At 65.0% G+C, this 26,404-nt stretch carries 26 protein-coding genes; 12 read left to right on the top strand and 14 right to left on the bottom strand.

Annotated elements, in window-relative coordinates; genetic code table 11:
- Positions 1 to 2,583 (bottom strand): indolepyruvate ferredoxin oxidoreductase family protein (locus LL06_RS13205; RefSeq protein WP_035527428.1); only part of this gene is annotated, 2,583 nt, incomplete at its 3' end.
- A gap of 214 nt (positions 2,584 to 2,797) precedes the next feature.
- Positions 2,798 to 3,568, bottom strand: a complete 771-nt coding sequence (locus LL06_RS13200; RefSeq protein WP_035527426.1) for an SDR family oxidoreductase — start codon at positions 3,566 to 3,568, stop codon at positions 2,798 to 2,800.
- A 232-nt stretch (positions 3,569 to 3,800) separates the two neighbouring features.
- On the opposite strand from LL06_RS13200, the gene LL06_RS13195 reads away from it, so the two are divergent.
- Together LL06_RS13195 and LL06_RS13190 are read left to right on the top strand one after the other, a co-directional pair.
- Positions 3,801 to 4,385 carry a TRAP transporter small permease subunit gene (locus tag LL06_RS13195; protein ID WP_035527423.1) on the top strand — a complete coding sequence of 195 codons (585 nt, stop codon included), beginning with the start codon at positions 3,801 to 3,803 and terminating at the stop codon, positions 4,383 to 4,385.
- Positions 4,378 to 6,186, top strand: a complete 1,809-nt coding sequence (locus LL06_RS13190; protein ID WP_035527420.1) for a TRAP transporter large permease subunit — start codon at positions 4,378 to 4,380, stop codon at positions 6,184 to 6,186. Before LL06_RS13195 ends, LL06_RS13190 begins: the two co-directional genes overlap by 8 nt.
- Before the next feature lie 113 nt (positions 6,187 to 6,299).
- Here LL06_RS13190 and LL06_RS13185 read toward each other — a convergent pair whose 3' ends face one another.
- Complete coding sequence (locus LL06_RS13185; RefSeq protein ID WP_035527417.1) at positions 6,300 to 7,409, bottom strand: TRAP transporter substrate-binding protein; 1,110 nt, start codon at positions 7,407 to 7,409, stop codon at positions 6,300 to 6,302.
- Between the two features lie 298 nt (positions 7,410 to 7,707).
- On the opposite strand from LL06_RS13185, the gene LL06_RS13180 reads away from it, so the two are divergent.
- Complete coding sequence (locus LL06_RS13180; RefSeq protein WP_035527415.1) at positions 7,708 to 8,472, top strand: gamma-glutamyl-gamma-aminobutyrate hydrolase family protein; 765 nt, start codon at positions 7,708 to 7,710, stop codon at positions 8,470 to 8,472.
- A 46-nt stretch (positions 8,473 to 8,518) separates the two neighbouring features.
- On the opposite strand, the gene LL06_RS13175 is transcribed toward LL06_RS13180, so the two are convergent.
- From LL06_RS13175 to LL06_RS13165, 3 genes are all read right to left on the bottom strand, one after another.
- Positions 8,519 to 9,490, bottom strand: a complete 972-nt coding sequence (locus tag LL06_RS13175) for a 2-hydroxyacid dehydrogenase (RefSeq protein ID WP_035527412.1) — start codon at positions 9,488 to 9,490, stop codon at positions 8,519 to 8,521.
- Entirely contained in the window at positions 9,487 to 10,515 is a 1,029-nt protein-coding gene (locus LL06_RS13170; protein WP_035527409.1) for a LacI family DNA-binding transcriptional regulator, read from the bottom strand. Before LL06_RS13170 ends, LL06_RS13175 begins: the two co-directional genes overlap by 4 nt.
- Positions 10,516 to 10,611: 96 nt before the next feature.
- Positions 10,612 to 11,184: a MarR family transcriptional regulator gene (locus LL06_RS13165; RefSeq protein WP_052161535.1), complete on the bottom strand. Its 573-nt coding sequence runs from the start codon at positions 11,182 to 11,184 to the stop codon at positions 10,612 to 10,614.
- A 79-nt stretch (positions 11,185 to 11,263) separates the two neighbouring features.
- On the opposite strand from LL06_RS13165, the gene LL06_RS13160 reads away from it, so the two are divergent.
- The 4 genes from LL06_RS13160 to LL06_RS13145 all read left to right on the top strand — a co-directional run bounded on the left by LL06_RS13160 (position 11,264) and on the right by LL06_RS13145 (position 15,314).
- The gene (locus LL06_RS13160; protein ID WP_081963952.1) at positions 11,264 to 12,007 is read left to right on the top strand and encodes a creatininase family protein; all 744 of its coding nucleotides are present in this window, start codon (positions 11,264 to 11,266) and stop codon (positions 12,005 to 12,007) included.
- A gap of 175 nt (positions 12,008 to 12,182) precedes the next feature.
- Entirely contained in the window at positions 12,183 to 13,151 is a 969-nt protein-coding gene (locus LL06_RS13155; protein ID WP_035527406.1) for an FAD-dependent oxidoreductase, read from the top strand.
- 63 nt (positions 13,152 to 13,214) lie between these two features.
- The gene (locus LL06_RS13150) at positions 13,215 to 14,312 is read left to right on the top strand and encodes a GTP-binding protein (protein ID WP_035527404.1); all 1,098 of its coding nucleotides are present in this window, start codon (positions 13,215 to 13,217) and stop codon (positions 14,310 to 14,312) included.
- A gap of 12 nt (positions 14,313 to 14,324) precedes the next feature.
- Positions 14,325 to 15,314, top strand: a complete 990-nt coding sequence (locus tag LL06_RS13145) for a WD40 repeat domain-containing protein (RefSeq protein WP_035527401.1) — start codon at positions 14,325 to 14,327, stop codon at positions 15,312 to 15,314.
- Positions 15,315 to 15,325: 11 nt separating this feature from the next.
- Here the strand turns inward: LL06_RS13145 and LL06_RS13140 are convergent, their stop codons facing one another.
- Both LL06_RS13140 and LL06_RS26405 read right to left on the bottom strand, forming a co-directional pair.
- Positions 15,326 to 15,772: a glyoxalase superfamily protein gene (locus tag LL06_RS13140; protein WP_035527398.1), complete on the bottom strand. Its 447-nt coding sequence runs from the start codon at positions 15,770 to 15,772 to the stop codon at positions 15,326 to 15,328.
- Positions 15,773 to 15,978: 206 nt separating this feature from the next.
- Complete coding sequence (locus LL06_RS26405) at positions 15,979 to 17,046, bottom strand: AraC family transcriptional regulator (protein ID WP_152599598.1); 1,068 nt, start codon at positions 17,044 to 17,046, stop codon at positions 15,979 to 15,981.
- Positions 17,047 to 17,301: 255 nt separating this feature from the next.
- Here LL06_RS26405 and LL06_RS13130 point away from each other — a divergent pair, with 255 nt between their 5' ends.
- Entirely contained in the window at positions 17,302 to 17,541 is a 240-nt protein-coding gene (locus tag LL06_RS13130; protein WP_035527396.1) for a hypothetical protein, read from the top strand.
- A gap of 87 nt (positions 17,542 to 17,628) precedes the next feature.
- Here LL06_RS13130 and LL06_RS13125 read toward each other — a convergent pair whose 3' ends face one another.
- On the bottom strand, positions 17,629 to 18,222 hold the full coding sequence (locus LL06_RS13125; RefSeq protein WP_035527393.1) for an N-acetyltransferase: 594 nt from the start codon (positions 18,220 to 18,222) through the stop codon (positions 17,629 to 17,631).
- Between the two features lie 104 nt (positions 18,223 to 18,326).
- Complete coding sequence (gene odc2, locus LL06_RS13120; RefSeq protein ID WP_035527391.1) at positions 18,327 to 19,460, bottom strand: ornithine/lysine decarboxylase; 1,134 nt, start codon at positions 19,458 to 19,460, stop codon at positions 18,327 to 18,329.
- Positions 19,461 to 20,011: 551 nt separating this feature from the next.
- Here odc2 and LL06_RS13115 point away from each other — a divergent pair.
- The 3 genes from LL06_RS13115 (at position 20,012) to LL06_RS13105 (ending at position 22,714) form a co-directional block, all read left to right on the top strand.
- Positions 20,012 to 20,905, top strand: a complete 894-nt coding sequence (locus tag LL06_RS13115; RefSeq protein WP_035527389.1) for a LysR family transcriptional regulator — start codon at positions 20,012 to 20,014, stop codon at positions 20,903 to 20,905.
- A 106-nt stretch (positions 20,906 to 21,011) separates the two neighbouring features.
- Positions 21,012 to 21,668 carry a DUF1007 family protein gene (locus LL06_RS13110; protein ID WP_035527386.1) on the top strand — a complete coding sequence of 219 codons (657 nt, stop codon included), beginning with the start codon at positions 21,012 to 21,014 and terminating at the stop codon, positions 21,666 to 21,668.
- Positions 21,659 to 22,714 carry a nickel/cobalt transporter gene (locus LL06_RS13105; protein WP_035527384.1) on the top strand — a complete coding sequence of 352 codons (1,056 nt, stop codon included), beginning with the start codon at positions 21,659 to 21,661 and terminating at the stop codon, positions 22,712 to 22,714. The genes LL06_RS13110 and LL06_RS13105 overlap by 10 nt, the downstream gene beginning before the upstream one ends.
- 10 nt (positions 22,715 to 22,724) lie before the next feature.
- On the opposite strand, the gene LL06_RS13100 is transcribed toward LL06_RS13105, so the two are convergent.
- The 3 genes from LL06_RS13100 to LL06_RS13090 all read right to left on the bottom strand — a co-directional run bounded on the left by LL06_RS13100 (position 22,725) and on the right by LL06_RS13090 (position 24,179).
- Positions 22,725 to 22,946 carry a hypothetical protein gene (locus LL06_RS13100; protein WP_035527382.1) on the bottom strand — a complete coding sequence of 74 codons (222 nt, stop codon included), beginning with the start codon at positions 22,944 to 22,946 and terminating at the stop codon, positions 22,725 to 22,727.
- An 82-nt stretch (positions 22,947 to 23,028) separates the two neighbouring features.
- Positions 23,029 to 23,505: a GNAT family N-acetyltransferase gene (locus LL06_RS26400; RefSeq protein ID WP_052161532.1), complete on the bottom strand. Its 477-nt coding sequence runs from the start codon at positions 23,503 to 23,505 to the stop codon at positions 23,029 to 23,031.
- Entirely contained in the window at positions 23,502 to 24,179 is a 678-nt protein-coding gene (locus LL06_RS13090; protein ID WP_035527375.1) for a GNAT family protein, read from the bottom strand. The genes LL06_RS26400 and LL06_RS13090 overlap by 4 nt, the downstream gene beginning before the upstream one ends.
- Positions 24,180 to 24,264: 85 nt before the next feature.
- Between LL06_RS13090 and LL06_RS13085 the strand changes: the two genes are divergently transcribed.
- Entirely contained in the window at positions 24,265 to 25,443 is a 1,179-nt protein-coding gene (locus LL06_RS13085; RefSeq protein WP_035527372.1) for a pyridoxal phosphate-dependent aminotransferase, read from the top strand.
- Positions 25,444 to 25,610: 167 nt separating this feature from the next.
- Here the strand turns inward: LL06_RS13085 and LL06_RS13080 are convergent, their stop codons facing one another.
- Positions 25,611 to 26,282, bottom strand: a complete 672-nt coding sequence (locus tag LL06_RS13080) for a LysE family translocator (protein ID WP_244447127.1) — start codon at positions 26,280 to 26,282, stop codon at positions 25,611 to 25,613.
- Positions 26,283 to 26,404 lie beyond the last annotated feature (122 nt).

Genomic DNA, 26,404 nt, shown 5'->3' with positions numbered 1-26,404 from the left:
GGCGGTCAGCGTCGCATCGAAGAAGCTGGTCTGCTCGGCGCCCGCCGCTTTGACGATCGCCCGCTTGAGCCGTTCCGTCGGAAGCGAGAAATCGGCATTGCGGGCGAACTCGCCCGGCATGACTTCGCTGGTGTTGACCAGGAACACGGTCTCGCCCTCGCGCACCGAAGTCAGCACCTTCCTCGATCCGGAAACGACCAGGTCGCAGCCCAGGATCAGATCCGCCTTGCCGGCCGAGATCCGGATGGCGTGAATGTCGGCGGGGGTGCGGGCGATGCGGACATGCGAGAACACGGCGCCGCCCTTCTGCGCCAGGCCCGCCATGTCGATCATGCCGCATCCCTTGCCTTCCAGATGCGCCGCCATGCCGAGGATCGCGCCGATGGTGACGACGCCGGTGCCGCCGATGCCATCGATGATCGAGGCCCATCCATTGTCCAGCGGCGCCACGGCCGGCGCCGGCAGGCCTTCGAGCGGATCCGGCGCGGACTTGAGCGCCGACCCGTCGGACTTGCGGATGCGCGCGCCATGAACGGTCACGAATGACGGGCAGAACCCCTGGATGCAGGAAAAGTCCTTGTTGCAGCTCGACTGGTCAATGCGCCGCTTGCGCCCGAACTCCGTCTCCACCGGCTGGATCGACACGCAGTTCGACTTGACGCCGCAATCGCCGCAGCCTTCACAGACCAGTTCGTTGATGATCACCCGCTTGTCCGGATCGGGATAGGTGCCGCGCTTCCTGCGGCGGCGCTTTTCGGCGGCGCAGGTCTGATCGTAGATCAGCACCGTCACTCCCGGCACGTCCCGCAGTTCCCGCTGCACGGCATCGAGCTCCGTACGGTGATGCACGCTCATCGCCGATGGCCAGACCGTGCCCGCAGCATAGCGGTCCGGCTCGTCGCTGACGAGCGCGATGCGTTCGACGCCCTCGGCGCGGACCTGCCGGGCGATCGCGTCGACGGTGAGGCTGCCCTCGTGCGGCTGGCCGCCGGTCATCGCCACGGCGTCGTTGTAGAGGATCTTGTAGGTGATGTTCGTGCCCGCGGCGATGGCGAAGCGCAGCGCCAGCACGCCGGAATGATTGTAGGTGCCGTCGCCGAGATTCTGGAAAATATGGCCGCGGGTGGTGAACGGCGCCTGGCCGACCCATTGCGCCCCTTCGCCGCCCATCTGGGTGAAGCCCGTCGTGTCCCGGTCCATCCACAAGGACATGAAATGACAGCCGATTCCCGCCGCCGCAACCGATCCTTCGGGAACCCTGGTCGAGGTGTTGTGCGGGCAGCCCGAGCAGAAATAGGGAGTCCGGGAGGAGACGTCCGAGACACTCGCCAGCATGCCCTGGAACTGCCGGATCCGCTTGACCTTGGCGTCGATGTCCTCGGAATAGCCGATGACCCTGAGCAGCCGCTCTCCCACCGCGACCGCGATGTCGTTGGGATCGAGCGCGCCCTTGACCGGGAACAGCCAGTCGCCGCGTTCGTCGCGCTTGCCGACGACCACGGGCTGGCGGGCAGTCCCGTACAGCGCCTCGCGCAACTGGCTCTCCAGAAGCGACCGCTTCTCCTCGACCACGATCACCATGTCGAGACCGTCGACGAACTCGGCCATGTCGGCCAGGTCGAAGGGCCACGGACAGGCGACCTTGAACAGCCGCACGCCGATCCGGTTGGCGCGGGCCTCGTCGATGCCGAGATCATCGAGCGCCTGACGCACGTCGAGATAGTTCTTGCCGACGGTCAGAATGCCGACCTTGGCATTGGCGCCGCCGGAATAGACGATGCGGTTGAGCCCGTTGGCCCGGATATAGGCGCTCGCGGCGTCGCGCTTGTATTCGTGCAGCCGGACTTCCTGGCCGAGGAAATCGAGATCATGCGGGCGGATGTTGAGCCCGCCCGGCGGCATCGCGAACTCGGGCAGGACGATCTTCAGGCGGTCCAGGCCGGCATCCACCGAGGCGGTGGATTCGACATTGTCCTTGACGCATTTCAAGGCGGCCCAGGTGCCCGCGAACCGCGACATGGCGAAGCCGTGGAGCCCGTAGTCGATCATCTCCTGCACGCCCGCGGGATTGAGGATCGGGATCATCGTGTCGACGAAGTTGAACTCGGTCTGGTGCGCGTTGGTCGAACTCTCCGCGGTATGATCGTCCCCCATCAGCGCCAGAACGCCGCCATGCTTTGAGGAGCCTGCAAGATTGGCATGGCGGAAGACATCGCCGGACCGGTCCACGCCCGGACCCTTGCCGTACCAGAGGGCAAAGACGCCGTCATATTTGCCGGTCCCGTCCAGGCCCGCCTGTTGCGATCCCCAGCAGGCGGTCGCCGCCAATTCCTCGTTCAGTCCGGGCTGGAAGACGATGTTGCGCGGCGCGAGCTGTCGCGCAGCCCGGGTGATCTGCTGGTCGAGCCCGCCCAGCGGCGAGCCGCGATAGCCGGAGACGAATCCTGCCGTGTTGAGCCCCGCCCGCCGGTCGCGCTCGTGCTGCATCATCAGCATGCGAACCACGGCCTGGGATCCGGTGACGAAAATCCGGTCCTTGCCGAGGTCGAACTTGTCGTCGAGCGAAACATCGTGGACTGTCATGAACGGTCTCCTCAAACCATTGCCGTCCGGACCGGGGGCGGTCTGCGGACGGCCGCGGATCCTCCTCCGCGTCCAAGTCTTCTACCATGATACTTGGGGTACACCGGGCCTGCGTCAATCGAATTCGCGGGCCGGGAGCGACTGCGCAATCAGCCTGCCGGCAAGGTCTGCCGGACGAAACTTTCTGTCGTCGGACGGGACCGCCGCGACCGAATTAACGCCCGATCGAATGGCCGCCATCCACGGTGATGGCGCTGCCGGTCATGTAAATGCCGGCCTTGGAGGCAAGCAGCAGGACAGCTCCGTCCAGATCGTGGGAGTCGCCAAGCCGGCCAAGCGGGTTCTGGCCGGCGATGATCTGGGCGCCCTGCCCCTTGAAGAAGGTGTCCGTCAGGCTGGTCTCGAACCAGCCCGGGCGGATTTCATTGACGCGGATCTTGTGCTTTGCCCATTCCAGCGCCAGGCACCGGGTCATCTGGCTGATGGCGGCCTTGGACGTGCTGTAGGCGGCGACCTGGCGGACCGGCAGGTCGGGCATGACGCTCGAGATGTTGATGACCGATCCGCCGCGGCCGTCGCGGATCATGCGCCGGGCGGCCTCCTGCGCCATCATCACCGCTCCCTCGACATTGACCGCCATGACGTCGCGAAGGGTCTCGCGGCTGATGCGGACCGCCTTGTCGCGGTGGGCGATGCCGGCATTGTTGACCAGCACGCCGACCGGCCCGAACTCCGCTTCGACGCGGTCGAAGCAGGGAGCGATCATGTCGTCCTGGCGCACATCCAGGGGAATTGCCATCGCCTGTCCGCCGAGACCGGCAATGGCTTCGAGCGCGGCATCCAGGGTGGCCTTGTCCTTGCCCGCAAGAGCGACCTTGGCGCCGTTCACCGCCAGGACGCGCGCAATGGCGAAACCAAGCCCGCTACCGCCGCCGGTGACCAGCGCGGTTACTCCGGAAACATCGAACAACTCGGCTGCACCCACTTTGATTCCCTTTCCGTTTCGGCCTCTGCGAGGGGTATAGCCGCAAGCCTCGAGGAACGCCACCGGCGGCACGCTGGATGACTGGTAAAACAAATGCACCAATTGTTGCTTTACATGGTTTTTTACTGATATGGACTGGCAAGGCGGCGCATAGATGATAATGATGCCGCCAAAGGGAACGATGGTTGATCACACTCCGGCAAACTGGAGGTGAGACGGCCAGGAGGACAATATGAGAACTCTCCTGCAATTGAGCCGGTCGATCGACCGGATCAATGAGTTTGTCGGGCGCAATGTGTCCTGGCTTGTGCTGGCCGCCGTGCTGATCAGCGCCGGCAACGCCACGATCCGCAAGATGTTCGACATGTCGTCGAATGCCTGGCTGGAGGTCCAGTGGTACCTGTTCGGCGCGGTCTTCATGCTCGCCGCCGGATACACGCTGCGCAAGAACGAGCATGTCCGCATCGACGTGCTGGCCGGCAGCCTGTCCAAGCGCTCGCGCGACTGGATCGACCTGATTGGCCACTTCGTGTTCCTGCTGCCCTTCTGCCTGATGATGACCTATCTCGCCTGGCCGTTCTTCTGGCGCTCCTTCAAGAGCGGCGAAATGTCGAGCAATGCCGGCGGCCTGATCATCTGGCCCGCCAAGGCGGTGGTTCTGGCCGGCTTCCTTCTGCTGACGGCGCAGGCGGTGTCGGAGATCATCAAGCGCATCGCCATCATCCGCGGCCTCATCGAGGAGGAGCCCGGCCATGACCATTCCCTGCCGCCGCAAGTCGAAGCCGCCGCGCAAATGAAGGGCGGCGCCGATGCTTGATCTGATTGCCCACAATCTTGCACCCATCATGTTCATCACCGTGATGGGCATGCTTCTGCTCGGCTATCCGGTGGCCTTCACGCTGGCCGCGGGCGGCATGTATTTCTTCGTCATCGGCGTCGAAGTCAGCCATATCTCGCCGGAAATCCAGCTCTCCTGGTCGCTGGCGCAGGCCAACATGAACCGCGTCTTCGACATCATGCGCAACGACACGCTGCTGGCGATCCCGTTCTTCACCTTCATGGGCCTCATTCTTGAACGCTCCCGCATGGCGGAGGACCTGCTCGACACGGTCGGGCAATTGTTTGGAACCATGCGCGGCGGCCTTGCCTTCGCCGTCATCATGGTCGGCGCCCTGCTTGCCGCCACGACCGGCGTCGTCGCGGCGTCGGTCATCGCCATGGGCCTGATCTCGCTGCCGATCATGATGCGCTACAACTACCATCCCGGCCTTGCCGCCGGCACCATCGCGGCCTCCGGAACGCTGGCGCAGATCATCCCGCCGTCGCTGGTGCTCATCGTCATGGCCGACCAGCTCGGACGGTCCGTGGGCGACATGTATGTCGGCGCCTTCTTCCCGGCCATGATCATCGTGGTGATGTACTGCGCCTATATCTTCGCCATCACGCTCATCAAGCCGCAATGGGTTCCCGCCCTGCCGCCGGAAGCGCGGCCGCTGGGAAATGGCGGCCGATCGCTGTTTGCGATCCTCGCCATTGCCGTGGCCCTGTTCCTGACCGGCTACTATTTCGTGTTCGAGGATTTCCGCTATGAAACAAGGGTGGTCTGGTCCGCGCTGGCGGCGACGATCATTCCCTACGGCTTCGCGCTGGTGAACCGCGCGATAAATCTCGGCTACCTGTCGAAAATGGCCGAGCAGGTGGTGATTGTGCTGATCCCGCCGCTTGCCCTGATCTTCCTGGTGCTCGGCACGATCTTTCTGGGCATCGCCACGCCGACCGAAGGCGGAGCCATGGGCGCCACCGGCGCGCTCATCATGTCGCTGATGAAGCGCCGCCTGGACATGAAGACGCTTCTGCAGGCGCTCGATTCCACCGCCAAGCTCGCCACCTTCGTGATGTTCATCCTGATCGGCGCCCGGGTCTTCGCGCTGACCTTCTATGGTATTTCCGGCAACCGCTGGGTCGAGGATCTGATGCTGGCGCTGCCGGGCGGCGAGATCGGCTTCCTGATCACGGTTTCGGTGATCATCTTCATCCTCGGCTGCTTTCTCGACTTCTTCGAGATCGCCTTCATCATGGTGCCGCTGCTGGCTCCCGTCGCCGACAAGCTCGGCATCGATCTGATCTGGTTCGGCGTGCTGCTCGGCTTCAACCTGCAGGCAAGCTTCCTGACGCCGCCCTTCGGCTTCGCGCTCTTCTATCTGCGGTCCGTCGCGCCGATCAAAGCCTGGCACGACGAAACCACCAACCGGATGATCGAGCCGATTTCGACGAAGTCGATCTACACCGGGACCTTGCCCTTCATCCTGATCCAGATCGTCATGCTGGGCATCCTCATCGCCTTCCCCGGGCTTGTGACGCATTACAAGACCGAGCCGCTGCTGCTCGACCAGAGCGACATTGACCGGGAAATCAACAATATCGGCGGCGGCGGTTTCGGCCTGCCCGGATCGGGCCTGAGCCTGCCGGGCGCGCCGAACCTGGGCGAACCGGGCAACGGCATGCCGGCGATGCCGAGTTTCGGGGAGCCGGCGGAGCCCGCTCCCGGCGGCGCGCTGCCCGCCCCGGGCGGACTGCCGGCCCCGGGCGGCGCGACGGGACTGCCGAACTTCAACTGAACGGTGCCCTGGCGCACCGGCGTCCTGCGTCTTGCGTCTGCCGGACATGGAAAAGCCCTGGAACCTTGCCGGTTCCAGGGCTTTGTCTCTTGCCGGTCAGATGAAGGCCCGGATCAGAGCTTGCCGCCCCGCTGCTGGATCATCATGAACGTGTCCATGTTGTATTCCGAGAGCTGGAACCAGAGGTAGCCATCGCCGCGGTAGCCCATGTAGCTGTCATGGATCTTCTTGAACACGGCGTTTTCCGCGCTGATTTCAGCATAGACCTTGTTGGCCGCCGCGAAGCAGGATTCCAGGATCTCGAGGCTGTAGGGACGCAGCTTGGTGCCTTCCGACACCAGCGTCTTCAGGGCGGCCGGGTTCAGCGTATCGTAGCGGGCCATCATCACGCTGTTGGCCAGCGCCGAGGCGGCCTTGACCACGCCCTTGTAGGAACTCGGCAGCTCGTTCCACTTGTCCAGGTTGATGAGGTTCATCAGCGTCACGCCGCCTTCCCACCAGCCGGGGTAGTAGTAGAACGGCGCCACCTTGTTGAAGCCCAGCTTCGAGTCGTCGTAGGGACCCACGAACTCGGCCGCGTCAATCGTGCCCTTCTCCAGCGCGGCGTAGATATCGCCGCCGGGAATGTTCTGCGGAACGACGCCGACTTCCTGGATGATGCGCCCGCCGAAGCCGCCGATGCGGAACTTGAGGCCCTGCATGTCGGCGACGGTGTTGATCTCCTTGCGGAACCAGCCGCCCATCTGCGCGCCGGTGTTGCCGGCGGGGAAGGCGATCATGTTGTTGTTGGCATAGAAGTCGTTGTTGAGCAGGTCCAGTCCGCCGCCTTCATAGAGCCAGCCATTGGTCATGCGCTGGTTGAGGCCGAAGGGAACGCCGGTGCCGAAGGCCCAGGTCGGATCCTTGCCGAAGAAGTAGTAGGACGCCGTGTGGGCCACTTCGATGGTGCCGTCGCGCACCGCGTCAGCGCCTTCGAGCGCGCCGACGATTTCGCCTGCGCCATAGACCTGGATCTCGAAATTGCCGTCGGTGGCTTCCGATACCGCCTGCGCGAAAACCTCCGCGGCGCCGTAGATGGTGTCCAGCGCCTTGGGGAACCCCGACGAGCAGCGCCATGTGATTTTCGGCATTGTCTGTGCAATGGCCGGAGCGGCCAGAGCGGTCGCTGCCGCAGCGCCTGCGCCAGTCACCCCAGCCTTCTTGATAAAGGAACGACGATCCATGTAAACCTCCCAGTTAAAGCAAGCCCCCAGGCTAAGGGTTTGTCCCCTGTTCCACCCCGGCGACGTGAACGGAGCTAACCATTTTGCCGCAGGCCTTTCAAGCAGAAGGCCGCGTTTTGACCGGCAATGGTCAATATTTATTGCCAGTTGTTGTTGCGACCGTTCCGGACATAAAAATTGATTGTTTCGAAGCCTTTGCCGAGGGGGCTTCGGCAATTGACAAAGACCGCGCGAAACGGGAGAAAACAGCCGGATCCTGCCAAAGGCAGCCAACCCCGCGAACCAGGGATGTGAGAAGATGCACAGTGGACTTGTCGCGATACCGGCCGATATCCGCAGCTTTGACGGATATACATGGCATGCGGCGCCTGACCAATACATCATGGCCGCCGTCAATGGCTCGAATGTGCTGCCGCTGATCGTGCCGGCCCTGACCAACGGCGCCGACGTGGACATGGTCCTGGATCGCGTCGACGGCGTCCTGATCAGCGGATCCCGGACGAATGTGCATCCGTCCCATTATGGCGAGGAAGAGACCGAAAGCCACGGCCCGTTCGATCCCGCCCGCGACCGCCTGAGCATGGCGCTCATTCGCCGCGCCATCGCCCGCGGCATTCCGCTGCTCGCCATCTGCCGCGGGATCCAGGAACTGAATGTCGCGCTTGGCGGCTCGCTCGCAACCGAGATCCAGGAGCTCCCGGGACGGCTGGATCACCGCAAGCCCCAGACCGAGGACCGGGATGAGGCTTTTGCGATCCGCCATTCGATCCACGTCAAGGAAGGCAGTTGTCTCGCCTCGATCGTCGGCGGCGGCGAAGTGCAGGTGAACTCGCTGCACCGCCAGGCGATTTCCAAGCTGGCGCCGCGGCTGGCGGTCGAAGCGGTCGCAGAAGACGGCACCGTCGAGGCCGTCAGCGTCATCGATTCGCCGGGCTTTGCCATCGGCGTGCAATGGCATCCCGAATACTGGGTCGGCAGCGACGCGATTTCCGACAAGATCTTCCACGCCTTCGGCAACGCCGTCAGATCCCGCCATGCCCGCCCCGAGGAGGCAGCCGAATAGGGTCACCTAGGACCCGGCGCACCTGCCGCGCAAAGCGGTTATCCGCTCAGGCTGGCTTCCGGTCCAGCGCCCGGCATTCGGGAACCGGCGTCAGGGCCGGACGGCCGTCGAGCCAGGCAAGCAGATTGTCCACAACCAGATCCGCCATGGCGTTGCGCGTCGACATCGAGGCCGACGCCACATGCGGCAGCAGGCAGGCATTGGGCAGGTCGATCAGCGCCTGCGGCACGTTGGGTTCGTTGGCGAACACATCGAGCCCGGCTGCGGCAATGCGCCGGTCCTTGAGCGCCGCGATCAGGGCGTCCTCGTCGATGGTCGACCCGCGGCCGACACTGATCAGTACGCCGTTCGAACCGAGCGCGTCGAGAATTCCGGCGTTCACCGCCTTCTCCGTCGCGGCCCCTCCCGGAACCACCACGATCAGCGTATCGACCGCCTTCGCCAGACCGCTCAGACTGTCGTGCCAGGTGTAGTCGACATCCTCGCGCCTGTTGCGCGTATGGTAGTGAATCGGCAGGCCGAAGGCCTCCAGGCGCCGGGCGATGGCCAGGCCGATCCGTCCCAGCCCGAAGATGCCCACGGTCCGGCCCCTCAGGGTAAGCGTCGTCAGCGGATAGGCGCCTTCGGAGACCCAGCGGCCGGCGCGAAGGTAAGCCTCGGCTTTCGGAAACTCGCGCACGGTGTTGATGAGGAGCCCCACCGTGGTGTCCGCGACCTCGTCGGAGAGAACGTCCGGCGTGTTGGTGACCATCACCCCGCGCGTGGCCGCGTGCCGGGCGTCGACAATGTCGTAGCCCACCCCGAAATTGGCGATGATCTTGAGATTGGGGAAGGCATCGACGAAGCCGGCGTTAATGGTGGTCGCGCTGGCGATGCCGCTGATCCTCGCCCTGGCCTCAGTGTCGAGCAGCGAGGCGTCGGCCGCGTCGATCACGACGGTGTCGAATTCGGCCTCGACACGCGTGCGGACGCGGGAATGGACGCGCCCTGGGATGAGAATGGTGTGTCGCTGTGTCATCGTCCGGCTCCCGGGTTGAGCGGTGTCGTCGATTGCCGGATCCGCATTTCCGGCTTGATCAGGTGCAGGCCGTCAGCCTCGCTTGATCCGTTGAGTTTGTCCAGCAGCGCGCGGGCGGCGAAGCGGCCCACTTCGGACTGTCCGTTCCAGACCGTGGTCAGGGCAGGCGTTGCGATGGCCGCCTCCTCGAGGTCGTCATAGCCGGTGACCGAGATGTCCTTGCCGGGCACCAGGCCGGCGCGCGCGATCCCGTTCATCAGGCCGATGGCCACCAGATCGTTCCAGCACACCGCAGCCGTCGGCTTGAGCGGATTGGCCAAAAAATTCACCGCCGCCTCAAAGCCGCTCTGCTTGGTGCGCGGACCGGGTATCCGCAAGGCCGGGTCCAGTTCGAGCCCTGCCTTCTTCATCGCATTGGCGTAGCCGGCGTAGCGGTCGCGCCCGGTCGAAGTGTGATCGGTGCCGCCGATCATGGCAATGCGCGTGTGTCCAAGGCTGATCAGGTGGTTGGTGGCGAGCGCGGTGCCATAGGCGTCATCGCCGCGAAAGGTCGGCACGTCGATTTCCGGCACCGACCGCGCGATCAGGATGGCCGGCATGCCGTTGTCCAGGGCGAGACGTATGTCGGACGCCGGCGTTCCGATGGCCGGCGACATGATCACGCCATCGCCGCCGAGCTGCAGCAGGGTCTCGATGAAGTTGCGCTGCTTTTCGACCGAATCATAATGGTTGGACAGGATGAAGGTCTGCCGGCTGCGGTCGAGCTCGGTCTCGATCGCCTTGAGGATCTCGGCATAGAACGGGTTCATGATGTCATGCACCACCACGCCGATGATGCCCGACCGCGAGGTCCTGAGTGAAGCCGCGCGCCGGTTGTAGATATAGCCCAGTTCGATCGCCTTTTCCTTGATGCGGTCGCGGGTAACGTCGGCAACCAAGGGACTGTCGCGCAGGGCCAGCGAGACGGTGGCCGTCGAAAGCCCCAGCGCCTCGGCGATTGTGGAGAGTTTTACTTTTTGCGCCAATTCCCGTTTCCCGCCAGAGTCCGATTGCAGTGCCGAGGCGTGCGGCCCCGATTCAAACGTTTAAACAAATCTAAAAGGTTTAAACCGGGCTGGCAATCAATCAGTTTCCGCAGTCGCTTCTTCGCCGAACGGAATGTCGTCCGCCTGCGGCTCCAGGGCGTCCCTCTCCAGCAGCCGGTCGGCGGGAGAGACGCTGGCGCTGCTAAGCTCGGAGGCGATACTGGCGTCGACCTTGGACAACAACTCCAGCAGATGCGCGACTTCCTTTTCCTTCAGGCCGGCGAAGGCCGACTTCTCCGTCCGCCGCTGCGCCTTGCGGACCGCCTTGATCTGGTCGCGGCCGGCATCGGTGAGGAACACCAGCATCATCCTGCCGTCATCCTTGGAGCCCTCGCGCCGGACGAATCCTTGCGCCGCCAGACGGCCGATGGTCTTGGTGATCGTCGGCGCCTTGACGCCGAGCGAGGCGGCGATGGCGCCCGGCGTCTGGCCGTCATACCCGTCCAGCGCCAGCATGACGCCATCCTGCCCGGCATAGAGGCCGAGATCGAGTAAATGGCGCGACAAGGCCGTCCGCGCGTTGCGCGCGACATGGTTGATCAGCGATAGCGCTTCGGCCTGGGCGGTCTTTTTCGCCTTCTTGGTCTTGTTCTTCTTTTTACCGGACATGGACAGCTCCTTCTTGCAGCCTTTGTTCCATCACCCTAGGCTCCTGAGCCTATCCAAGCCTGAGCGGAAAAACCACTCCATGCCCCTACAATCCGTGCCGATCGCCATCCTGCCGCTGGGAGCCCATGAACAGCACGGTCCGCATCTTCCGTTCGAGACCGACGCGCTGATCGCGCAGGCCGTTGCCGAAAGGCTCGCCGCGGGTGTCAAAGCCCCGATCAAGCTCGAGATCCTCCCGGTCGAATCAGTTGGCTACTCTATCGAGCACATGGATGTGTCAGGAACGCGAACGCTTGCCTTCGACGAAGCGGTCCATCGCTGGCTCGGCATTGCCGGCGAATGCGCCGGCCGCGGCATGCGCCGCTTGATGCTGCTCAATGCCCATGGCGGAAACTCGCCGCTGCTGACGATCGTCGCCACCGAAGCCCGCGTGCGCTTCAACATGCTGGCCGTGGCGACCAGTTGGACCCGGTTCGGCGTGCCGCAAGGTCTCATCAGTCCGGCCGACAAGGCTCTCGACATCCACGGCGGAGAGATCGAGACCTCGGTGATGCTGGCGATACGGCCGGATCTCGTGCGCCTCGACGCGCTGCGCGATTTCCCGTCGCGGCAGGCGGACTATGCGCGGCGGTTCACCCATCTGCGCGCCTATGGCCCCCATGCGTTCGGCTGGAAGATGTCCGATCTCAACACCGATGGCGCGGCCGGCAATGCGAGCCGTGCAAGCGCCGAGAAGGGCGAGGCCCTCCTCGCCCACGCCGTGCACGGGCTTGGCGAACTGCTGGCCGACATGGCGGCGTTCGACGTAAGCGAACTGGCGTGAGCCTGCGCCCTGGCGCCAAGGGTCCGGTCCTTCGGTCAAAGCCGGCGCCTGGCGGCGTCCCCACTTGTTCGGCAAACATTAATCTGTCTTATTGGCGAAGTTTCGCGATTTCCTTCCTTAATACATGGACTTTTCACAATGTTTACTGCACCGGCAAATACATAGAAATAGCACCATGATCAATACTGATATCCTCGTCATCGGCGCGGGCCTGGCCGGCCTGACCCTGGCGGATCATCTTGCCAGGCAGGGCGCCCATGTCAGGCTCATCGAAAAATCGGGTACCCCCGGCGGACGCCTGTCCACGCGCCAGAGCGAATGGGGAAGCTTCGATCACGGCGCGCAATACCTGACCAGCCGCACGCCCGCCTTCACCGCGCTGATCAATCGGCTTGCGCAAGAGGGCAACATGGCGGTGTGGAAGCCCGACGGCAAGGACAGCGCCAGGCCGTGGTGGGTGGGCCAGCCCGGAATGTCGACCATCGGCAGCGTCCTGGCCCGGGGCCTCGACGTCGACTTCGGGCTCCACGCCCGGACCATCTCCCGGCAGGACGGGCGCTATGTCGTCGAAGCCGGCCACGGCGATGGCATCGCGCGGCATTACTCGGCCGGCCAGGTCGTGGCCGCGATCCCCGCCCCCCAGGCCCATGCCCTGCTCGCGCCGCTCGACCCGGCCTTCGGCCCGCTGGAAGGGGTCAGGATGGCGCCCTGCTGGACCGCCTTGCTGGCTTTCGATCCGCCGCTCGGCGATCAGGTGCCGGATCTGATCCGCGGAGGGGCCGGCGACATCCTTGCGCTGATTGCGCGCAACAGCTCCAAGCCCGGCCGCAGCGGCGAGACCTTCGTGCTGCATGCCGCGCCCGGCTGGAGCCGCAGCCACCTCGAAGCCGCCCCGGACATGCTGGAGGCCGAGATGCTGGGCGCCATGCGCACCCAGACCGGGCTTGGCGCGGACCTGCCCGCTCCCGTCCATGTCGATCTTCACCGCTGGCGTCACGCCCTGGTGGAAATGCCGCTGGACCGCCCGTACATCGGCAACGCGGACGACACGCTGTTTGCCTGCGGCGACTGGTGCATCGACGCGCGCGCGGAAGCCGCGCATCAATCGGCTCACGCGTTGGCGCGGCACATCATGTCCTTGTGAGTGGCATAACCGACGCGAAGCGCCTATATGGGAGACCAATCACACCCCAATGAGAGAGTTCTCATGAGCGAAGCGCCCGCCCTCACCCCCGTTGCCCCGATTCCCGTGACCGTGCTCACCGGTTATCTCGGCGCCGGAAAGACCACCCTGCTCAACCGCATCCTGTCCGAGCCGCATGGCAAGCGCTATGCGGTGATCGTCAATGAATTCGGCGAAATCGGCATCGACAACGACCTGATCGTGGAATCCGACGAGGAAATCTACGAAATGAACAATGGCTGCGTCTGCTGCACCGTGCGCGGCGACCTGATCCGCGTGGTCGAAGGCCTGATGCGCCGGCCCGGCCGCTTCGACGCGATCATCGTCGAGACCACCGGCCTCGCCGATCCGGTGCCCGTCGCCCAGACCTTCTTCATGGACGAGGACGTACGCGCCAAGACCCGGCTCGACGCCGTCGTCGCCCTTGTCGACGCGCGCCACCTGCCCGCGCGCCTGAAGGACAGCCGCGAGGCCGAGGACCAGATCGCCTTCGCCGACGTGGTGCTGCTCAACAAGACCGATCTCGTGAGCCCCGAGGAACTCGAAGCCGTCGAACGCACCGTGCGGGCGATCAACCCCTCCGCCCGCATCCACCGCACCGAACGCGCCGCCGTGCCGCTCGACCAGGTGCTTGACCGCGGCGCCTTCGATCTCAGCCGGGCGCTCGACAACGATCCGCATTTCCTCGATCACGACCACCCCGATCACGCCTGTGGCCCCGACTGCGATCATGATCACGATCACGATCATCATGGCCACGATCATCACGGCCATGACCATCATGACCACGCCCATCACGACCATGCGGCCCCTTCGGCAATCCACGATCTGACCATCCAGTCGGTGTCGCTGCGCGCCGGGCCGGTCAATCCGAAGCGGTTCTTCCCCTGGATCGAGAAGATCACCCAGCTCGAGGGTCCGAACATCCTCAGGCTCAAGGGCATCATCGCCTTCGAGGGCGACGCCGATCGCTACGTCATCCAGGGCGTGCACATGATCGTCGAGGGCGATCACCAGCGGCCCTGGAAGGAGGGCGAGAAGCGCGAAAGCCGCCTCGTCTTCATCGGCCGTGAGCTCGACCGCGAAAAGCTCGAGCGGACCTTCCTGGCCTGCCAGGCCTGAGGACGGAAAACCATGCCAACTGTCGCGCCGATAGATCTCGACGACCATTGCCTCGCGGCTGCGTTCCTGGGCGATGTTCCGGCCTTCGCGCTTGCCTCCGGGCTGGTGGTCCGCCTCGATCATGGAACAAGGCGTCACGAGCTGCATGACGGATTGCTGTCGGCAACCGTCACCTGGGACGGCCAGGGCCTGATCACCGGCGGCGAGGACGGCAAGGTGATGCGGCTGTCCGCCGACGGCACCGAGACCACGCTGCGCCCGGCCGCCCGCAAATGGGTCGGCGCGGTCGCGGCCGGACCGCAGGGCGCGGTCGCCTTCGCCGAAGGCCGCCAGGCGACCGTGCTGCTTTCCGACGGAACCGAGCGGGTCTTCGAGGAAGCGCGCACCATCGAAGGCCTTGCCTTCGCGCCGAAAGGCCTGAGACTCGCCATGGCGCGCTACAACGGCGTCTCCTTCGCCTTCGTCCAAGGCAGCGCGCCGGCGCTCGATTTCGAGTGGAAAGGCGCCCACAACCAGGTGCTGTTCAGCCCCGACGGCCGGTTCCTGGTCACCGCCATGCAGGAAAACGCGCTGCATGGCTGGAAGCTCGACGGCAAGCCGGGAGCCGAGCAGCGCCACATGCGCATGACCGGCTATCCGGCCAAGGTCAAGTCACTGTCCTGGTCGAACAAGGGCAAATGGCTCGCCTCGTCGGGCGCGCCGTCGGCGATCGTCTGGCCGTTCTCGGGCAAGGACGGGCCGATGGGCAAGGCGCCGCTGGAGCTCGGCCAGCGCGCCGACACGATGGTGACCTCGGTGGCCTGCCATCCGGTGGAGGATCTCGTTGCCATCGGCTTCGGCGACGGCATGGTGCTCGCCGTGCGCATCGCCGACAGCAAGGAAGCCCTGCTCAGGCGTCCGGGCAAGGGCCCCATCACCGCCATGGCCTGGAACAGACCAGGCCGCCTGCTCGCGTTCGGAACGCAGGCAGGCGACTGTGGCGTTGTCGACATCGCGGGTTAGCCTTCAGGCGGTTACGCCCAGGACAGTTCCAGTTGCGGACGGCCGTTCGAGGTCCGTTCGCGGCTGATGCCATCCTTGCCGATGACCCCGTTGACCCGCTTACGGAATGCCGAGAAACTGTCGAAGGTCACCACGTCGACGGCTTCATCGAGGTCCAGCGACACCCGGAAGTTCCCCGGCGCCGAGGTGATCGCCTGGATGCCGACGATCCGGGCCGAGAACGGCTGACCCAGATAGGCGCCGGAGACGCGGGCGCCCGGGGCAAGGCTTTCAGGCCCGGCCCGGTTGCCCAGGGCGGCGTGCAGGGTGTTCCAGTCGTTGTAGCCGTGTTGCGCCGCGATCAGTTCGAGCGCCTTCGAATGACCGATGGTTTCGCCATTGGCTTCGAGACGGCTTCTCAGGCGCCGGGCCTGGTCTTTCAATGCACTCAAGGGCGGCAGGTGCGTGTGATCACGCATGGCAGTTCTCCTGTCATGACATGCCGTAGCAGAGGGGCGTCCGCATTCCACCGTCAGGCATGTCATCAAAAAGGTGACTGCTCGAATGCCGGAGACTTCACCATGGGCATTACGCCTGCGGACGGCCGGGGCTCCAGACCCGAAGACGGTCAGATAGGTGCGCGGTGTCGCCGTGTCAAGACGGGCCTATCCGGCCCGGAATCCGGCTATTCGGCGGCCATGCGGGTGAGCGCTTCTTCCCGGAACTCGGTCGGGCTCACGCCGACCCGCTCGCGGAAGGCCCGGTTGAACGGGGCCAGCGACGCATAGCCCAGCGAGAAGGCGTGCTGGATGATCTGCTCGCGCGCCATCTCGGGATCCGAGAGCCGGCGCTTGGCCTCGTCGATCCTGTAGTCATTGACGAAGGCCGCGAAGTTCCGGTAGCCCAGACCGCTGTTGATCAGCCGCCGCAGCCTATGCTCCGGAATCCGCAGAATATCGGCCAGCCCGCCGATGCTCAGGCCCGGCTCCAGATACAATCCTCCGTCCATCGCCTTGACCACCCGGTCGAGCTCCAGCCGGTCGGCAGCAGACAGCTCGCTGCGCGCCACCGGCGGCACCGCACCATTTCCCGTCCGCTGGAACAGCCCCTCCTTGAGGCTGGTCAGCCAGTAGGAGAATCCGAGGGCAAGGATGAAATACACCGCGGAATAGACAAGGCACAGCGCCGACAGCAGCGGCGCGTCGAAGCTGATCAGATTGGTCACGAACACGAACAAAGTGAAGGGCGGCACCGAGAAAGCCAGCGCCAGGCTGAAATTGCGCCGGTCGTCGATGAGATCGCTGTTCCGGTGACGCAAGGCCGTGTGGATGATCAGCCCCAGGATGCAACTGTTGAGCAGAACCAACGCGACCGTGAACCACACCTGCAGACTGTCGGCGGCGAAAGAGGCGCCGGCGATCAGCGGCGCCGAGACGGCGATCGGCCAGAAGTATGTCGGCCGCCAGCTAAACCGGTCGTCAAACAGCGCCAGGATGAACCACCACAAGGTGACGAAGTGAAACTGCTGGAAAGCGACGACCACGACGCCCGCCGGCGCCAGCTCAGTGAGCACCGGCGGCGCGTTGAGGACGATCTCGACCAGGCCGGTGACGCCGAACAGGATGCCGGTCGCGCAGAGCGAGCCGAATTCCGGCCGGCGGGCGAAGCGGATAATGATGAGCAAAAGGACGCCAAAGGTCCCTCCGCGCAGGAGCAGGTCGATGAAGCCGGCCAGGGTCAATTCGAATGACATCTTCAGATCCGCATGCTGGCCCGGCCCGTTGAGCGGGTCCCGGCATTTCCCTCCGAGATAGGCGCTGGCGCGCCCGTAGTCCAATCGATTCCGGAAATGATGCGCCGAAACTGAAACTCCAGCGCCAGATTTCGAAGTCGCGCGGCACGCAAGCCACGCAGGCTGCAGATTGCGGACATCGCCGGTTCGGTTCCGCTGCTCCCAAGCCAATCGAGGCGGCACTCCGAATTCAACACGCCCTCAAAGGAGACGACCATGAACAAGTTCGCAATTGCCGCAGCCCTTTCCCTGGCAACGATCCTGCCCTTCGTCACCGCGTCCGCATCCGCCGCGACGGTCGACACAAAGGCAGCTCTTTGCACCAAGAACCCCGACAAGGCCGCCAAGGCGGGCATCGACTGCACCGCCACGTCGACCATTCTCCGCGACGACGCCAAGGCCGCAACGAAATACCCGTCGGGCCCGGTCAATTTCGGCAACGGGATCGTGTTCTGACCACACCTCTCCGTGTCACAGCGACTGCGCCGGGCGCCCCTCCGCTCCGGCGCATTCGTTTGACTGGCGCCGCCCGACCGGAGCCGCCTACGCCACCCGGGCAATCCGGGCGGGGACCGGAGACCTCTGCGGCTGCGGCTGGGCGCGTTCCGCCCGACGTCCGCGCGCGGCCAGAAGCCCGCCCACCCCATCGAGATGGCCGCTCCTGAGCTCGTGCCCCAGCAGCCGATCACGCTCCACGGGTCCCGGCATCATCACGCCGCCGGTCTTCAGCGCGGAAAACCCGAACCTTGCGTAATAGGGCGCATCCCCAACAAGGATGATCGCGCCATGCCCCAGCTCCGCGGCGCGGGCCATGGCATGCCGCATCAAGGCGGATCCGACGCCGTGCCCGGCGGCCGACGGCTCGACCGCCAGCGGTCCGAGCAGCAGCAGGGGCTTGTCGCCGCAGGCCACATCCCACAGCCGCACGCTGCCGATGACCGCGCCGGCGCCATTGCGGGCGACGAAGGCGAGCCCGGGCGACGGCAGCCTGCCGCGCCTGAGCTTCTCCGAACTCTTGCGCTTGCGGCCCTCGCCCATGGCGCGGTCGAGCAGGGCTTCCCGCGCCTGGACGTCGGCGTCCGCTTCGGCGTCAATGACGAAGTCCGGTACGGTGAAAATCGGCAGATCGGGTGTCATGGCTCTTATCCTCGGCTGCGCAAAGCCTGAAAAAAACGGTGCACAAGGCCTCCCCGCACGCGGTAGCCCGCGCGCGAAAAGGCAGCTCTGAACGGAAAATCCGTTCAGATGACGTAGGATCGGAGAGGTTCGAAACCGTTGAAGGCAACGGCCGAGTAGGTGGTCGTGTAGGCGCCCGTGCCCTCGATCAGCACCTCGTCGCCGATGGTCAGCGACACCGGCATCGGATAGGGGGTCTTCTCGTAGAGCACATCGGCCGAATCGCAGGTCGGCCCGGCCAGCACGCAGGGCTCGACCGCATCGCCGTCGCGCGGGGTGACGATCGAGTAGCGGATCGCCTCGTCCATGGTCTCGGCGAGCCCGCCGAACTTGCCGATGTCGAGGAACACCCAGCGCACGTCGTCCTCGTCGGACTTGCGCGAGACCAGCACCACTTCCGCCTTGATCGCGCCGGCATTGCCGACCATGCCGCGGCCCGGCTCGATGATGGTTTCGGGAATGTGGTTGCCGAAATGCTTGCGCAGCGAGGCGAAGATCGCCTGGCCATAGGCCTGGGCGGTCGGGATGTCCTTGAGATAGCGGGTCGGGAACCCGCCGCCCATGTTGACCATCTTGAGGTGGATGCCCTGCTGGGCGAGCTTGTCGAAGACGCGGCGCGCGTCGCCGAGTGCCGAATCCCAGGCGTCGAGCTTCGTCATCTGCGAGCCGACATGGAACGACACGCCATGCGAGACCAGGCCAAGCTGGTGCGCATAGACGAGCACGTCGACCGCCATCTGCGGCACGCAGCCGAACTTGCGCGAAAGCGGCCATTCGGCGCCCTCGCCATCGGTCAGAACCCGGCAGAACACCCGGGCGCCGGGCGCGGCGCGGGCGATCTTCTCGACTTCCTCATGGCTGTCGACGGCGTACATCGACACGCCCAGCGCATGGGCACGGGCGATGTCCCGCTCCTTCTTGATGGTGTTGCCATAGGACACGCGGCTGGCGGTGGCCCCTGCCTTCATCGCCATTTCGATCTCGGCCACGGAGGCGCAATCGAAGCTGGAGCCGAGGCCCGCGAGCAGGCGCAGGATCTCCGGCGCCGGGTTGGCCTTGACGGCATAGAAGATCGAGCTGTCCGGCAGCGCCTTGCGGAAGGACAGGAAATTGTCGCGCACCACGTCAAGGTCCACCACCAGGCAGGGACCGTCGGGACGTCGGGTGCGAAGGAAGTCGAGGATTCGTGCAGTCGTCATCGGGTGCTCCGTTCCCGGCCTCGCGAGAGGCCAAATCAAGACAGAGCATCGTACGGCCACCCACGGAACCCGGCCTTTGGAGGAACCGGACAACGGTGCGGACGCTTGATGCGTCGATGGACCACGCCTTGCCAGGCGATGATCCGCTCATGTCTGCCTTGGATTGGAGGGAGAACCCGACCGCACGTCCGGCAATGAAGGTGTGCCTCTTCAGTAACCCCGGCTGTTGGAAAGCCGGCAGACACCAGAAAGGCCCGCACCGTCGTTGCTTCAAGATGTCCTCGCTCATCCGGTTGGCCGGAGAAACGACTGGAGGGGTTAGTTCCAGGTACCTTACCGAATCCTCACCATATCGAGGGTCGGCGGACACCCACAGGCACGTGCGACTTTGGGCAAGACCGAAATAAGAGCTTCGCCTGTCGCAATCAAGAGTTTTCTCGAGCCGCCCTTGAAAAAGACCCTCTCGGAACGAATATCGGGTAACTGTTCAGTCTACAAAGACAATGCCCGCGCCCGACCCGGTCCGGCGAGAACCCCAAGGATCTGCCCCCATGGACACGTTGACCCGGATTCGCGCCTTCATCGATGTGGTCGAGGCCGAGGGCTTTTCCGCCGCCGCGCGCAAGGTCGGCCGCTCGAAGGCGCTGCTGTCGAAATATGTGCGCGAGCTCGAAGACGATCTGGGCGCTCTGCTGCTCAACCGCACCACCCGCCAGTTCTCGCTCACCGAAGCCGGCCACACCTATTTCCGTACTGCCTCCGACATTCTCAAGGAGATCGACAACCTGTCGGATCTGGTGCGCGAAGGCTCCAAGGATCTCAAGGGACGCATCCGGGTGTCGGCGCCAAGGACATTCGCCGACGCGGCCGTGGGGCAGTCGCTGATCGATTTCGCCGTCGCGCATCCGGACGTGACCCTGGAGATCATTTCCGACGACCGCTTCGTCGACCTGGTCGAGGAAGGCTATGACGTGGCGATCCGAATCACCCGGCTCGAGGATTCCGGGCTGATCGCCCGCAAGCTCTCGGGCTTTTCGCTGATTGCCTGCGCCTCGCCCGAATTTCTCGAACAGCACGGCCCGATCACCCATCCATCCCAGCTCTCCGGCATGCCCTGCATCGTCGACACCAACGGACGCACGCTCAACAACTGGCCTTTCGAGAACAAGGACGGATCGGTGTTCTCGGTGTCCGTGCGCGGCCGCCTCGAGGTCAACAGCCCGCTCGCGGCGCTGCGCGCGGCCGAGGCCGGGCTTGGGGTCGCGGTGTTGCCCGATTTCATTTTCAAGGAACGGCAGAACAGCGGGACACTGGTGCCGATCCTTTCGGATTTTCTCCTCACCGACCGCGGCATCTATGCGATCTACCCGCATCGCCGCTATCTGCCGGCCAAGGTGCGCGCCTTTGTCGATTTCCTGAGCCAGTGGTTCAAGACCAGCCCGTGAGGCGCGAGGCGCTTCCTGTCGCCGCGGGCTCTGGCGTCCGTCGAAATTTCGTCCATATTTGCTGCCACGGGAAGAGCCACTTTTCGAACCAACCGATCGGCGGACCATGACCACGAATTTGATTCGGCGAGCGCCGGCCATCGCGGTGCTTGCAGCTCTCCTGGCTCCGATGCCGGCCTGGGCGCATCCGCATGTTTTCGCCGATGCGCGGCTGGAGATTGAAACCGCGGCGGACGGCCGCGTCACCGAACTGCGCAATGTCTGGCGCTTCGACGAGGTGTTTTCGTCGAGCGTCGTCATGGATTTCGACGAGAATGCCGACATGCAGCTCGATCCCGGCGAGCTTGCCAAGATCGGCGACATGGTCACCCAGTCGCTGGCCGAATTCGACTATTACACCAATGTCACGGTCAATGGTAAGGACATCGGCGTCTCGCTTCCCGAGGCGATCAAGGTCGATTACCAGGACGGGCAGTTGCTGATGTTCTTCGCCCTCATCCCCAACAATCTTGAGCTCAAGGGCAAGATCGCCGTCGGCGTGTTCGATCCGACCATGTATGCGGCGCTCGATTTCATCAACGACGAGGACATGGCGGTGACCGGCGCCGCGACCGCCCGCTGCGCCCGCGAGGTCGTGCGTCCGGATTTCGACGAGATCATCGCCCAGAACCAGGACTCCTTGACCGAAGCCTTCTTCGAGACGACCGGCAGCGGCGACCTGTCGAAACTGCTGGCGACGCGGCTGGAGCTTGTATGCGAATGAGCCGGATCTCCTCGCGCCTGTTGCTTGTCACGGCCATCGGGATGGTGCTTCTTGCCGGCGCGGCGCAGGCCCAGTCGTCGCTCGGTATCGGCTCGGCCGAACCCTCCTTCGCGCCAACGGGCTTCGGCGGCTCGTTCCTGCACTGGATCAATCAGCAGCAGCAGGGATTCTACCGGGCCCTGACAGACTCCCTCAAGGCCATGCGCACCGATCCCTGGCAGATGTGGGGTCTGGTCAGCCTGTCCTTCCTCTATGGCGTGTTTCACGCCGCCGGCCCCGGCCACGGCAAGGCGGTGATCTCCTCCTACATGATCGCCAACGAGGTGGCGCTCCGGCGCGGCGTGCTGCTGGCGGTCCTGTCCTCGCTGCTGCAGGCGGCCACGGCGGTGGCAGTGGTGGGCGCCGCCTATTACCTGTTGCGCGGCCTGTCGGTTTCCATGACCGAGACGACCCATTTCATGGAGATCGCCAGTTACGCGCTGATCGCCGCCTTCGGCTTCTGGCTGCTCAGCCGCAAGCTCCTCTCCCTGCGCGTGAGCCAGCCGCTTGCGCTGGCCGCCGCCGGAGTGCCGCACGGCCATCACGACGACCACCATCACCACGACCATCATCATCACGACCACCACCACGACCATGGCCATGGCCATGATCATCACCATCCGGAGGGCGAGGTGTGCGCCACCTGCGGCCACGCCCATGCTCCCGATCCGGCGCTGATCTCCGGCGACACGTTCAGCCTGCGCGAAGCCTGGGCCGCCGTGATGGCCGTGGGCCTCAGGCCCTGCTCGGGCGCATTGATCGTGCTGACCTTCTCGATGCTGAACGGATTGTGGCTCGCGGGCATCGTCTCGGCCTTCGCCATGGCGGTCGGCACGGCGATCACCGTCTCGGCGCTGGCGACGCTCGCAGTCATGGCCAAGGGCGCCGCAGTGCGCCTGGCCGGCGCATCGATGGGCGGCCATGTCGGCACGATCATCGAGATCCTCGGCGCGGCTACCGTCATGGCGCTGGGACTGCTGCTGCTTGCGGCCTCGCTGCAGGCCTGACCCAGATCAGCTACGGCTTGTCGCTGCGGTTCTGCTGCCGCTTGCCGCGAATCCAGAACACCGCGAAGAAGGCGAGCACGAAGAAGATGCCCACCGCATAGGACAGCCAGGGCGAGATTTCGGACAGGCCCATCATCATCGCCGGCATGTAGTAGAACACGACCCCGGTGACGCCGAGAATGACGGCGGCCGCGATCGCGGACGAGCGGTTGGAAGTCCCGCGCTCACTCATGATCCTGCTCCACGCGCCGCGCGCACGCATCCGAGCGGATGGCCGTCCAAGGCAGTGTCCATAGGCTTGCTCTCCACATCCATCAAACGTCTCCTTCCCGATCCTGACCGGGTTCCGGCACGCGCGCCGACAGGTGAAGCACCACCCGGCCGGGCCTGGGGTCTTCCTGGTCGACCGTGAAGCCCGCCCTCTTGTACCATGCAAGCGCCGGGTTGAGGCTGTTGGTGATCAGCCCGACCCGGTCGAAGCCCAACTCCCGCGCCCGATCGAAGGTGGCCGCAAGCAGCAGCCGGCCGCGGCCGGAGCCGGCGGCCGCCGGCGCGGTGGCGATCGATTCGAGGAACAGCCGGTCCGGCATCGCCCGCAGGATCAGGACTCCGTGCAGCCCGTCGGCGTCCTCGTCGAACCAGACCTCGCAGTCCTCGAGGATCGCGCCATAGTCCCATTCGAGCGGGATCGCCCGCGCGCCCACCGCGGTTTCGGTGCGCGCATAGGCCGCGTGCTGGAAATCCTCGAGGACTTGGCGTTCATCGGCCCTGGCGCGCCGGAGATGGATCATCGCCCTGCCCCCCTCTTCTCCTCCAGCCGGCTTATCTGCCGGCCGTCAATATCGAAATTGGCGGGGTCGAGCCATGCTTCGAAGGCCTGCCCGAGCGCCGGCCATTCCCCGTCGATCATCGAGAACCAGGCCGTGTCGCGGTTGCCCCCCTTGGAGATGATGTGCTGGCGGAACAGGCCTTCGAACGTGAAGCCGAGGCGGACCGCGGCGACCTTGGAAGGCGCGTTCTCGTTGTGGCATTTCCATTCGTAGCGGCGGTAGCCGAGATCCTCGAACACATGCCTGGCCATCAGATAGTGCGCTTCCGTCGCCATCGGCGTCCGCGCCATCGCCGCGCCGTGGGCGACCGCGCCGACCTCGACCACGCCATTGGCCGGGTCGGCCCGCATCAGCGAGGCCATGCCGACAATGTCGCCGGTGCGGCGGCTGCGGAACACGCAGACCACCACCCCGGCCCGGCCATTGGCCTCAAGCCAGTCGGCCAGCTCGCCGGCCGCCTCGTAGGGCCCGTTCGGGAAATAGCGGATGAGCTCGTTGATGCCTGCCCCGCCAAGGGCCTCCCACAACGCCGCCTCGTGCGCCTCGCGCCGGAACGGCTCGATCATCACATACCGCCCCGTGACCGAGAATCCCTCGGGCGCCGGGCAGGGTTTCCAGTTGCTCAAGTCGCGCATTTGTTCTGCCTGAATTGAAATTCGCGCCGGGATAGGACATGAGTTGCCTCGACAACACAACCACCCCGGACAGGAAAAAGCACCCATGATCCAGCCAGTCGCCGCTTTCGATCGCATCGGCGAGGAAAACGCCTTCGCCGTGCTCGCCCGCGCCACGGCGCTCGCCAATCAGGGCCGCGACATCGTCAACCTCGGCATCGGCCAGCCGGACTTCAAGACGCCCGGCCACATCGTCGAGGCCGCGGTCAAGGCGCTGCGCGACGGCCATCACGGCTACACGCCCGCAAACGGCCTGCTGGCGACGCGGGAGGCCGTGTGCCGGCGCACTCTGTCGATGACCGGCGTCGAGATCTCCCCGGACTCGGTGATGATCATGCCCGGCGGAAAGCCGACTATGTATGCCGCCATCCGCATGCTGGGCGAACCGGGCGTCGACATCCTCTATCCCGATCCCGGCTTTCCGATCTACCGCTCGATGATCGAGCATGTCGGCGCGCGGCCAATCCCCGTGCCGATGCGCGAGGAGAACGGCTTTGCCTTCTCCGCCGAGGAAACGCTCGCGCTGATCACGCCGCAGACGCGGCTCTTGATCCTCAATTCACCCGCCAACCCCACCGGCGGCGTCACCCCCAAGGCCGAGATCGACAAGCTCGTGGCCGGGCTTGCCGCGCATCCGGACGTCGCCATCCTCTCCGACGAGATCTACGACGTCATGACCTATGACGGCGAGCGCCACACCTCGCTTCTCGGCTATCCCGAAATCCGCGACCGGCTGATCGTGCTCAACGGCTGGTCGAAGACCTGGGCCATGACCGGCTGGCGCATGGGCTGGTCGATCTGGCCCGACAGCCTGGTGGGCTATGTGCGCAAGCTCGCGGTCAATTGCTGGTCCTGCGTCAACGCGCCGTCGCAATTTGCCGGCATCGCCGCCATCGACGGCCCGCAGGACGCGGTGGCCGAGATGCTCACGGCGTTCGATCGCCGCCGCCGGCTGGTGACCGACCTGCTCAACGCCCTGCCCGGCGTTTCCTGTGTGCTGCCCAAGGGCGCGTTCTACGCCTTCCCCAACATCTCGGCCACCGGCTGGAAGGCGAAGCCGCTCGCCAACGCGCTTCTCGACGAGGCGGGCGTGGCGCTGATCGGCGGGCCGGATTTCGGCGTTCTGGGAGAAGGCTATATCCGCGTGTCCTGCGCCAATTCGGATCAGAACATCGAAAAGGCGATCGGGCGTATGGGAGAGTTCCTGAAGAACCGGAAGCCCTGAAAAAGTCGAGGGCGGCTGGGTGCCGCCCTCATCGTCATGCCGTTCTTGGGAGGAGTGGATTGGCATGTCTGATGATCAGAGTGCGCCAGAACCCTTAACGCAGTCTTAACCATTGATGGCGCGTTTTGACCCGCACCCAGTCCCGAGGGCGCCTGCATCGGAAGCGGTCAGATTCGGGTGGTCAGAAGCTTGAGGCCGGCGAAGCCGAAGGCCAAGGCAAAGGCGCCCTCGAACCAGCGCCTGAGCCGCATGTAAAGCACGACGACCCGGGGATTGGAGAACACCAGCGCATAGGTGGCAAACACCGCCATGCTCTGAATGCCGACGGCCACCACCACGGAGGCGATCTCGGCCGGCGTCGCATCCGCCGGCACCCCGACCGAATAGAGCGCGCCGAAGAACAGGATCGCCTTGGGATTGGTCAGGTGCATGGCGAGCCCCTTGCCGAAGGCTGACCGGTGGTCGCGCGACGTCACCGACCGAAGCCTGAGCGGGGTGGACGACAGGGCGCTGCGCGCGCTTTTCCAGCCGAGATAGAGAAGATAGCCCGCGCCGAGATAGCGCAGGACCTCGAACACCCATGCATGGGCGAGCATCAGCGCGCTCAGCCCCAGCGCCGCGGCGATCGACCAGGTCCAGGAGCCGGTGACGATGCCCGCCACGAGCGCCAGCGCCTGGGCGCGCCCATGCGCCATCGCGGTGCCGGCGATCGCGAGCGTTGAAGGCCCGGGGCTCGCAACCGCAAGCAGCGCCGCGCCGAGGATGAGCGGGAAGTTGATATGGTCGATCATGGGGGCATGATGGCACCCTGCCCCACCCATCACAAGCCGGCCTGCCATGACATTTCCTGACGCCAGGCTTCAGAGAAAATGATGGATCCGCCGGGCTTTGCACCGCTCCTCGGACCTCATAAAAAAGGGGCGCTTGACGCGCCCCCAGTGCTGTTTGGGTGTTGTCGTGA

The sequence above is a fragment of the Hoeflea sp. BAL378 genome (assembly GCF_000759435.1).
GTDB lineage: Bacteria > Pseudomonadota > Alphaproteobacteria > Rhizobiales > Rhizobiaceae > Hoeflea.
The sequence above is the reverse complement of the archived record's forward strand: the minus strand, read 5'-3'. Positions and strand labels throughout refer to the sequence as shown.